The 8,378-nt window shown below is 56.0% G+C and carries 8 protein-coding genes and 1 pseudogene; all 9 read right to left on the reverse strand.

From position 1 onward, the window contains the following. Position 1 precedes the first annotated feature (1 nt). The 9 genes and pseudogenes from FFI95_RS14440 to FFI95_RS14480 all read right to left on the reverse strand — a co-directional run bounded on the left by FFI95_RS14440 (position 2) and on the right by FFI95_RS14480 (position 7,824). The gene (locus FFI95_RS14440; RefSeq protein ID WP_144823679.1) at positions 2-967 is read right to left on the reverse strand and encodes a carbohydrate ABC transporter permease; all 966 of its coding nucleotides are present in this window, start codon (positions 965-967) and stop codon (positions 2-4) included. Continuing rightward, positions 964-2,013: an ABC transporter ATP-binding protein gene (locus FFI95_RS14445; protein ID WP_144823680.1), complete on the reverse strand. Its 1,050-nt coding sequence runs from the start codon at positions 2,011-2,013 to the stop codon at positions 964-966. The genes FFI95_RS14440 and FFI95_RS14445 overlap by 4 nt, the downstream gene beginning before the upstream one ends. 13 nt (positions 2,014-2,026) lie before the next feature. Further along, complete coding sequence (locus FFI95_RS14450; protein WP_186312028.1) at positions 2,027-3,427, reverse strand: ABC transporter substrate-binding protein; 1,401 nt, start codon at positions 3,425-3,427, stop codon at positions 2,027-2,029. Positions 3,428-3,549: 122 nt separating this feature from the next. After that, complete coding sequence (gene tehB / locus FFI95_RS14455) at positions 3,550-4,116, reverse strand: tellurite resistance methyltransferase TehB (RefSeq protein ID WP_144823684.1); 567 nt, start codon at positions 4,114-4,116, stop codon at positions 3,550-3,552. 88 nt (positions 4,117-4,204) lie between these two features. Further along, a pseudogene (locus FFI95_RS15510) lies at positions 4,205-4,417 on the reverse strand (hypothetical protein); the annotation flags it as partial. Between the two features lie 35 nt (positions 4,418-4,452). After that, on the reverse strand, positions 4,453-4,869 hold the full coding sequence (locus FFI95_RS14465; RefSeq protein ID WP_144823686.1) for a hypothetical protein: 417 nt from the start codon (positions 4,867-4,869) through the stop codon (positions 4,453-4,455). A 91-nt stretch (positions 4,870-4,960) separates the two neighbouring features. Continuing rightward, complete coding sequence (locus FFI95_RS14470; RefSeq protein ID WP_222120408.1) at positions 4,961-5,737, reverse strand: hypothetical protein; 777 nt, start codon at positions 5,735-5,737, stop codon at positions 4,961-4,963. Between the two features lie 28 nt (positions 5,738-5,765). After that, positions 5,766-7,283, reverse strand: coding sequence for a molybdopterin-dependent oxidoreductase (locus FFI95_RS14475; protein WP_144823687.1), 1,518 nt, complete (start codon positions 7,281-7,283; stop codon positions 5,766-5,768). A 13-nt stretch (positions 7,284-7,296) separates the two neighbouring features. Continuing rightward, positions 7,297-7,824, reverse strand: a complete 528-nt coding sequence (locus tag FFI95_RS14480; protein ID WP_144823689.1) for a hypothetical protein — start codon at positions 7,822-7,824, stop codon at positions 7,297-7,299. Positions 7,825-8,378: the final 554 nt, after the last annotated feature.

An 8,378-nucleotide genomic window follows, 5' to 3' on the forward strand; every position in this document is an offset into this window, starting at 1 on the left:
CCTATGCCTCCTGTGACCGGTAGGCTGCACGCAACGCCAGCACCGACGCCACCAGTAAAAAAGGAAACAGGAACAGCGTAATCGCCGCGCCCTGCGCCAGACTGCCCCCCTGAATCCCTTTAAGGTAGGCCCAGTAAGGCAACACCTGAGTGGAGTGGCCGGGACCACCCCGGGTGAGCAACTGCACCAGTGACATTTCGCCAATCACCAGCAGCCCGGTAAAAAGGATGGCGACAATCAGCATGGGTTTGAGCGCCGGCAGTGTAATCCGGAACAGGATCCGGAAAACGCCGGCGCCGTCTACCCGGGCCTGCTCAAAGCGCTCCTCGGGAATCGACATGCGCGCCGCCAGCACGATGATCGTAGCCAGTGGCAACATACGCCAGGTATCCGTCACAATCACAGAAGCCAGACCAAGCCACTCATTGCCAAGAAAATACATATGTTTGAACGGGCCCCAGACGCCCCCCGGCCCCAACAGATTCAGTTTTACCAGAACCCAGTCGACCGGACTGAAGGTGGAATCGAGAAACCACATCCAGACAATGGCAGTCAGCGATACCGGCAGTGCCCAGGGCAAAATGAAAATCATCTGGAACAAACGCTTGCCCCGGAACGCGTGCACCAGCAGTTCGCTGGCCAGCGTTGCCAGCACCAACACCAGCCCGAGGGTGCCCGCTGTTACGATCAGGCTGTTGCGCAGTGCCAGCTTAAAGGCATCGGTCTGGATAACTGCTTTGAAGTTGTCGAGACCGACAAAGGTATCCAGTGACGGGTCACCTATGGTTGCGTCACTCATACTCAGAGCAATCGCCAACAAAAACGGAAAACCAACAAAGGCAATCACATAAAGCACCGCCGGGCCAAGCATCAGCCACGCCAGCACTTTGGGCTGGTCCAGCCAGGCGCCTATGCGCCTTAGGCGTCCACGGGGCGGCCCAACTCCGGAACGCTGCTGCGTACTCATGCCGGCACCTCAGCCTGCACCTGGCGCTTGCCGCTGGCACGATCAAACAGGCAGACATCCTTGCGCTGACCCACCATGCGGCACTCCTGACCCGAGACAAGCCCCGGGTGCGCGCTCGCTGGCAGACGGGCAATTACATGCAGTTGCTGGCCATTACTGGTAACAGCCCGGGCCTGGCCGTGGGCCAGCCATTCAGACCCCAGGTATTCAATGTGTTCGATGGTGACCGCCAGATCAATCAGCAGGTCCGGTACATCTTCCTCCGGATCCACCAGCATGTGTTCAGGGCGCAGGCCCGCCACCATTGTCTCGTCCAGAGGTATAAGGTTCATCGGCGGGTTGCCGATAAATCCGGCCACAAACAAGTCGGCAGGGTCGTTATACAATTCCTGGGGCGTGCCCACCTGATGCAGCCGCCCTTCATTAATCACCGCAACACGATCGGCCAGACCCATGGCTTCAACCTGATCATGGGTTACATACAGTGTGGTTATGCGTGTCTGATCGTGCAGCTCCCGCAATTCCGCCCGGGCCCGGCTGCGTATTTGTGCGTCCAGTGCCGATAAGGGTTCATCAAAAACGAACAGCTCCGGATCACGCACCAGAGCCCGCGCCAGTGCGACCCGCTGTTGTTGTCCGCCCGACAAGCGACTGGGCCGGCGGTCGAGCAGATTTTCCACTCCCAGCATACTGGTTGCTTTTTGCAGGCGCGCCTCGTGTTCTTGTTTCGGCACCTTCCGGGACACCAGAGGGAAAAGAATGTTGTCGCGCACTGTCATGTGTGGGTACAGCGCAAACGACTGGAACACCATAGCGACGTTACGGTGCTGGGGCGGCACATTTACCACCGACTGGCCATCGACAATAATATCGCCTGACGTCGGTGGTTCCAGGCCCGCCACCAGGCGCATGAGCGTACTCTTGCCTGATCCGGACGGGCCCAGAATGGCCATGAACTCTCCGCTCTCAAGCTGCAAATCCACATGGTCCACGGCTTTTATCGAGCCATAATGCTTTTCCAGCGCGCGCAGAGTCAGCACCGTCATGAGCTTTCCTCAGTTAGTTATCACCACTGCCGATAAACCCACGGTCACGCCACTTACTGAATATGTTTTCGACCTGTTCCGTGGCATCTTCTAACGCCTGTTCCGGCGACTTTGTTCCATTGGCAGCATCGGCCATCATGGTTGAAATAACATGGGTCTGGTACACCTCGCCCACGGCCGGATTCGCATAGCCCGGATACCCCGGCCACACGGTCCAGTCTTCGGCAGTTTTCATGAACGCCATCTTGTCAGCAGGCTCCGAACCCCACGGATCCTTATCCAGCCAGCCGCCGTCTTCATAGAGATGCGGCACCTGCTTCGAAAACGCCGGAAAGTTGTACAGTTTGGAGTTGTAGGTGGCATGGCTGTAGTTACGTTCCAGATCCAGCATGAAGTTTTTGGCCGACTGAATCTCATCCGGGTCCGTGACGTACTTGGGCATTACGTGGGTAAACCAGATGTGCGCCGGCATATGCACTTCACCCCCAGGGCCTTTCAGGCCGGGCCGGAAGCTGGTGTGCTCGGTGACAGGTTTGCCAATGTCCTGGGCACTGCGGAAAAACGAGATGGAGTTCTGGATATAGGAGGCCGTACCAGCAATATAAGCCTGGTTATTGGATGCCGGGTTCCAGGCAAAGACCTCGGGCGTCAGTGCATTATCAAACAGCTCCTTGATGTACTTCACCGCCGCAAGGGTTTCCGGCGAATCAATGGTTACATTGCCGTTTTCGTCCTGCAGAGTGCCGCCGAACGACCAGATCAGCGCACGGGCAAAGAACTCAGAGTCCAGCTCCGGCGACAAACCCACAGCGACAGGCGTGCCCGTATCCTGAAGGATTTTGGCGCCCCCCTTGAGCAAGTCATCGTAGGTTTGCGGGCCGTCTGCATACCCGGCATCCGACCAGAGATCCGAGCGATAGACACCCGGATCCACAACCCAGCCATGGCAGAACCCATACCATTGATCTTTGGCAGGCAGATAGCTGGTGTAACGGCAGGTGTCCGCCTGCTCCCCAAACTCTTCCTGAGCGGCGGCGTTGATATCATCCAGCGGCTGCAGGCCTTCAATGAACGAAGACGGTGCGGCGTTCATTTCGACCAGGGTTGGCCCCTGACCCGCTGCAATCGAGGCTGACAGAGTGGACGGTATATCGCCGAGGCTGATGTGGTTAACCGTTACCTCGACGTTGTGTTTATCGCCCCATTTCCGGGCGTATTCATCGAACCATTCATCGTAACTGGGAACAAAATGGCTCCATTGCGTGATGCTGATGGCTGTGCCATCGGGATACTGCTCCGGAAACGAGAGGTCTCCGTAACTGGTGGGAAACGTTTGTGGTGAAGGCTTGGATTCATCCTGGGCGCTGGCAGTCCCGGCAGTACCGATGGCCAAGGCAGCGAAAGCGCCAGTCATGAATTTTGCTACGCTTATACAGCGTAGCGACTCAACGTGTGACATGGCGAATTACCCCGCTTAACGGAAGGTGCGCCCCTTAAATGTAGATCTTTGTCACACATTGTCAAATAATGTAACTGTCAGCCGGGTTTGCGCGCCAGCAAGGTCGCAAACTGCAACTGCGCACCATTGTGCATAGTGCCCACATCCTCATTGTACTTAACCTGTTCCCAGTCTTCGTAAGCCGTCGGCAACTGCCCTGTTTCCAGCGTAAAAGGAAAAGGAACCGGGCATGGATGGGCCTGGGTATCCATGGCACAGACAATCAGGTTATAACCGCCAGGCTGTGTATGTGCCTGCATATCGGCAATCACAGCATCCACGCGGGCCGGGTCCAAAAACATCAGGGTTACAGTGCAGGCAATCAGACCATAATCCGCAGCAAGTCCGGCGTTATTGAGGTCGTACACCTGGGCCTCAAGATTGGTTATGCCCTCTTCGCGAACAATCTGCTGCAGCATATTAATGGCACCAGGGTTGTTGTCCACGGCGGTTACATCAAAGCCCAGCTGGCTCAGATACAACGCATTACGGCCATTGGAGCAGCCCATATCCAGGGCTTTGCATGGCTCAATGATTTTGCACGCCTCTACCACTTCACTGTGGGCGGGGTTCAGGCCGTACTTGCTGTTCAGATCTGTTGTCATAGTGTTCACTCTGCAAATAAATTGAGGCATCCATGATACTTGTTTATATGCAAAGTTACATGTAAAAATTAACTCACTTAAACCTTGGTCACTGTACGTTTTCCGTATCGCCAAACTGCTCAGCAAACAGGGCGCTCGACAGATAACGTTCGGCAGAATCCGGCAGGATGACCACAATGTTTTTGCCCTGATACTCAGGCTGCTGGCCAACCCGGATTGCCGCAACAACCGCAGCGCCGTCCGTGTCGTTCCAGATTTCCGGGCCGGTAGTATCTTCGTGGATCTGTGGGTTAGCCGGGTTACGACCTTCAATCCTGGCCCAGATAGTAGCGCGGTTTATTGTCTTTGCATCAGAACCCGTTGGATAACCTGACCCCAGATGCGATCTTTAGCATCGCTGGCATGCTGGTCAGCCCGGCTCTGGGCTTCTGCCTGACCGGCACTTGATACAAAGGCCGTAAACTGTTTGGTCACGGCCTTATGATAACTCCTGAAAGCAGCCTCACAGCCTGCCTGGGCGCCCGCGGCAATGTCTGAAGGTGGTGCGGATGTGATATGGCTGAAGCGGTCGGATTCACTGACCATACAATCCTGATAGGCCCTGTATTTCTCGTTCAGGTTGGTACTGAGGGTTTTCTTTTCATCGGAGGTCAGGCTCGGCGCAGGCGAAAGAACCGCACAGCCGGCCAGCGACCCGCACAATGCCACCATAATGGTAGCGCCGCGCCAACGGGCAGCATTAAAGAAAATCATATTATTACCCTTGAGCGATTGCTGTAGATAAAGGAATGAGTAACTATGGCCTCATTTGAGCCAGGAAGCACGTTGAGGCGCAGGGCTTTGTTCATGATGCAGCGACAGATGCAGGAGAGGCCAGACCGAGTTCCTGTAACGCTGTCTCCGCCTCAGCTGCCCGCGCCTCGAAGGAGTGCAAAGCAGCCAGGGCTTTTTCATCAAGACGCCCCCTGGACTCAAAGTACTTCAGTCGCGGGTAGCGCCCTGCCAGTGCGACACCCCAATTAAGCGCAGGGTCCCACCATGAGTTTATTTCGCGACCCTTGCCGGTACGATGCTGCGCCAGCACATCATCGAGAGCCCCGTTCAACAACTTCAGGTCGAAGTCGGCGCCAGGTACCGAGTCATCGGACCCAGCACTATAGGCATCAACGCCCGTTCGCGAGGGCCCGGTACGCGTATCGCGATAGCGTGCGAGCGTCATCATATCGCTCGCAAGCACCGGCTCATTGACAGGCAGACGGATGGCTTCAGGATCCCCCATCAGCTGGCCCCAGGACATACGAATGAAAGTGTGCTGATCTTCCATTCCAGGATGGGTACACCGAAGCCCGATGGCATAAGCTTCCAGGGGCTCCTTCAGAAACTGAAACCCGGTGTAGCGAGCCCAGCGGACCACGAGAAACTCATGCGCAGCGGCGCCCGGCAGATGGAAATTAACCTCTTGCAGGTAGTCCAGCACGATCTGAACCTGTTCGTCCGACAGTTCAAGATCCTCGTGCAGAGGGTACATACCTTCAAACGTGTTGCGCATCGGCCTGGGTCGCGCGGCAATGTAAGCATCCAGCTCAGCCTGGGTGCGTGGGCGCTTTTCTTTCAGCGTCATGAAACTGCTTCCTTTTTCTCGCGTACGGTCAGATCAGCTGGTTGCGGTCAAAGAAGTCGGTGTCCTCAAAGTAGCCACCGCGACCCTCAAGAATAATATCGTAGCGGTTGACCACCTCAATCCGTTCCAGCCACTTCAGGCTGCGGAACCCGGTCGACGTTTCCAGACGCAGCCGCACCGGAGCGCCATTCTTGGCCGGAATCTCGCCTTCGTCGTTGAGCTCAAAGGCAATCAGCGTCTGGGGCATTCTCGCCTCAATCATCGGAGTGGACTCGTAGTAGGTTCCCCCCTCGTACAAGGCGTCATCGCGGCCCATGTTCTGGAAGCTGGTGTAAACGACATCAGTTGCGCCCGGCAATGGCCTGACCAGATCCAGAAGGTCTGAAACAGTAATGCCGCGCCACCGCCCAATCGAGGTGAAGCCCTGAACACAGTGGTGCAACGTCGTCTGAAAGTGGCCAGCGGCAAGCTCCCGAAGCTCCGCAACCGTCAGCGTCATCGGGCGCTCAACGTAGCCACCGATCTCGAGCACATAGTCATCCTCGTAGCAGTTGGCCATAAGGGCCAGGTATTCTTCCGTTTCTGGTGGCCGCCCGCTGCCACGGAAGTTGTAGGTGGTGTTAGCAAGACCCACATCCTTACCCGTGATATTCGAGCGATCGTAGTGCATGCGCGCGGGCAGCTTATACAGCAGGTTCGACCATGGCCGCACAATTCTGTTGTGCAACCTCTCAACGGCTCGGCCGTCCGCCAACGTCCACCGCGTAGCGACCACGTGCAGGGTGACCACAAGGGCGAGGCCGATGGTGAAAATGACGCCGCCCAAAACCGGATCGTTGGAGTGCCCCAAAACCATCTTTGATGTCTCGTGCAGATAGCCGTGAAGAAAGACCAGCACCACGTGTATAGCGAAGAACACCAGGTACCCAATGAGGCATAGAAAGTGAGCGCTACGGATCACCTGACGGCCACCGAGCATACGCGTAATGCGTGAAAAGTGGTTAGCAATGGCCGGAGACTGAAATGCACCCGTGAGGATAACCAAAGGCGTCAGTACCAGCACCACGAAACCGTAAGACAGTTGCTGCAAGGCGTTAAACACCATGCCATCGACGGGTTGAGGCATGGTGAAAGCAAGGTAGGCCAGCATATCCTGACCCGCCTGAGAAAACGTGTCCCAACTGGTGGGCACGCAGCGCCGCCACTGACCGGTAAAAAGCAGTAGCACGCAGTAAATTATCCAGCAGCTGACAAAACCAGTAACAGCCATGAAATGCCAGTAACGCCCGAGACCCAGCAGACGGTTCCCGGGGAGCGAAATGCGGGGAGAGTAGTCGCTGTCCTCGCCACCCACCGTGTAGTACTTATGCTTCGGTTCATCCTGAACCGTAAACTGAGCCCAGGATGTGCCGGGTACGGTGTGCTGCGAGCGATAGAGCTTGGGGTAGGTACCCAGAATCTCGAGACCCGAGCGAACAAGGAACGAAATGAAGATAATATTGAGGAAGTGCTCCACACGAAGCCACCACGGAAATCCGAGATCCATTGCGAAACCCTTGTCAGTCCATGAAGTTTTGATTGTCGGGAGCGGCAACGATCATTCCGTAGCGCAGTGCCCAAAACAGTACGATGTAGCCTATTGAGGCAAAAAGCGTCAGATTCCAGATTGCGGCGGAAACAACACTGGCCCCATTCCAGACATACGGCGCATTGCCCAGAAGGCCGCCAATGTAGATCAGAAGGGAAGACAGCGCGATCACCAACCCCCAGCTCCAGATACGGGCAGAGGTAATCAAACCAACGGCAACAAACACGGCCGCAGCTCCGGCGACACCCCACAGAACCGGAGTCGCGAAGGGAAACGGCTCGTGATGCGATAACACAACAGCCGCCGACGCAGCACCAATAACGGCCACCATTGCAAGGAGAAGCAGACGGGTGGTCCGCGGGAGATTGATACGAATGTAGCGCAAAAACGGAGCGCGATTTGTGCCCGGCCTGACATGCTCAAGGACTGGCTGAGTCGCGTTTTTAGTGCCACGAAAGTCCACACCAGCACGCAGTGCCGGAGAGTTTTCGTCTTCCATTGCTATGTAATGCCTCCATCAAAGATGATTAATCGCCGGCCGGTGTTCCGTACCGCAGCTAACGCTACACATGAAGGGCGCGTTAAACAAACTGCCCTACCCTGTTAGTGCTCTGCCCGCCTGTCCAAATGCTAATGAACTGTTATTTGACGATGGTTTGAGCCTCGAGGAGGGTGTCCTTGTTGTAGTTGCAGGGTCTGGAGCGAGGCCGGGCTTTGGGCATCTGATGGTTTCTTGTATGTTTGCTTAACTCTATCAAACCGAGGGGTGATTTCGGGGTTTTCTACAGCCTCAATGCCGCAGCACATCGGCGACCTTGGAGTGGCGACGAAGTTGCCACGGAAAGGGTATCCGGCGACCATCGGTCGCGTACTGCTGCGACTTGTTAGATTTCATCAAACCATCCAGGCTTGATTTTCACCTCTTCTTGAAGCGTGGATTCAACCAATAACCGCAGCACCACTCATTCACAGTGCCCCGGAATATTCACCCCAGAACACTTCTGCCGGTGTCCGGTAGCCCAGCCGTTTTCTGGGCCGGTTATTCAATTGCTC

Source organism: Marinobacter piscis (genome assembly GCF_007671655.1).
GTDB classification, from domain to species: domain Bacteria; phylum Pseudomonadota; class Gammaproteobacteria; order Pseudomonadales; family Oleiphilaceae; genus Marinobacter; species Marinobacter piscensis.

Excerpts from the sequence above, each read along its gene's own strand:
- FFI95_RS14465 (WP_144823686.1), bottom strand. The coding sequence starts at position 4,869 with ATGATTTTCTTTAATGCTGCCCGTTGGCGCGGCGCTACCATTATGGTG.
- FFI95_RS14450 (WP_186312028.1), bottom strand. The coding sequence starts at position 3,427 with ATGACTGGCGCTTTCGCTGCCTTGGCCATCGGTACTGCCGGGACTGCC.
- FFI95_RS14480 (WP_144823689.1), bottom strand. The coding sequence starts at position 7,824 with ATGGAAGACGAAAACTCTCCGGCACTGCGTGCTGGTGTGGACTTTCGT.
- FFI95_RS14470 (WP_222120408.1), bottom strand. The coding sequence starts at position 5,737 with ATGACGCTGAAAGAAAAGCGCCCACGCACCCAGGCTGAGCTGGATGCT.
- tehB (WP_144823684.1), bottom strand. The coding sequence starts at position 4,116 with ATGACAACAGATCTGAACAGCAAGTACGGCCTGAACCCCGCCCACAGT.
- FFI95_RS14440 (WP_144823679.1), bottom strand. The coding sequence starts at position 967 with ATGAGTACGCAGCAGCGTTCCGGAGTTGGGCCGCCCCGTGGACGCCTA.
- FFI95_RS14445 (WP_144823680.1), bottom strand. The coding sequence starts at position 2,013 with ATGACGGTGCTGACTCTGCGCGCGCTGGAAAAGCATTATGGCTCGATA.
- FFI95_RS14475 (WP_144823687.1), bottom strand. The coding sequence starts at position 7,283 with ATGGATCTCGGATTTCCGTGGTGGCTTCGTGTGGAGCACTTCCTCAAT.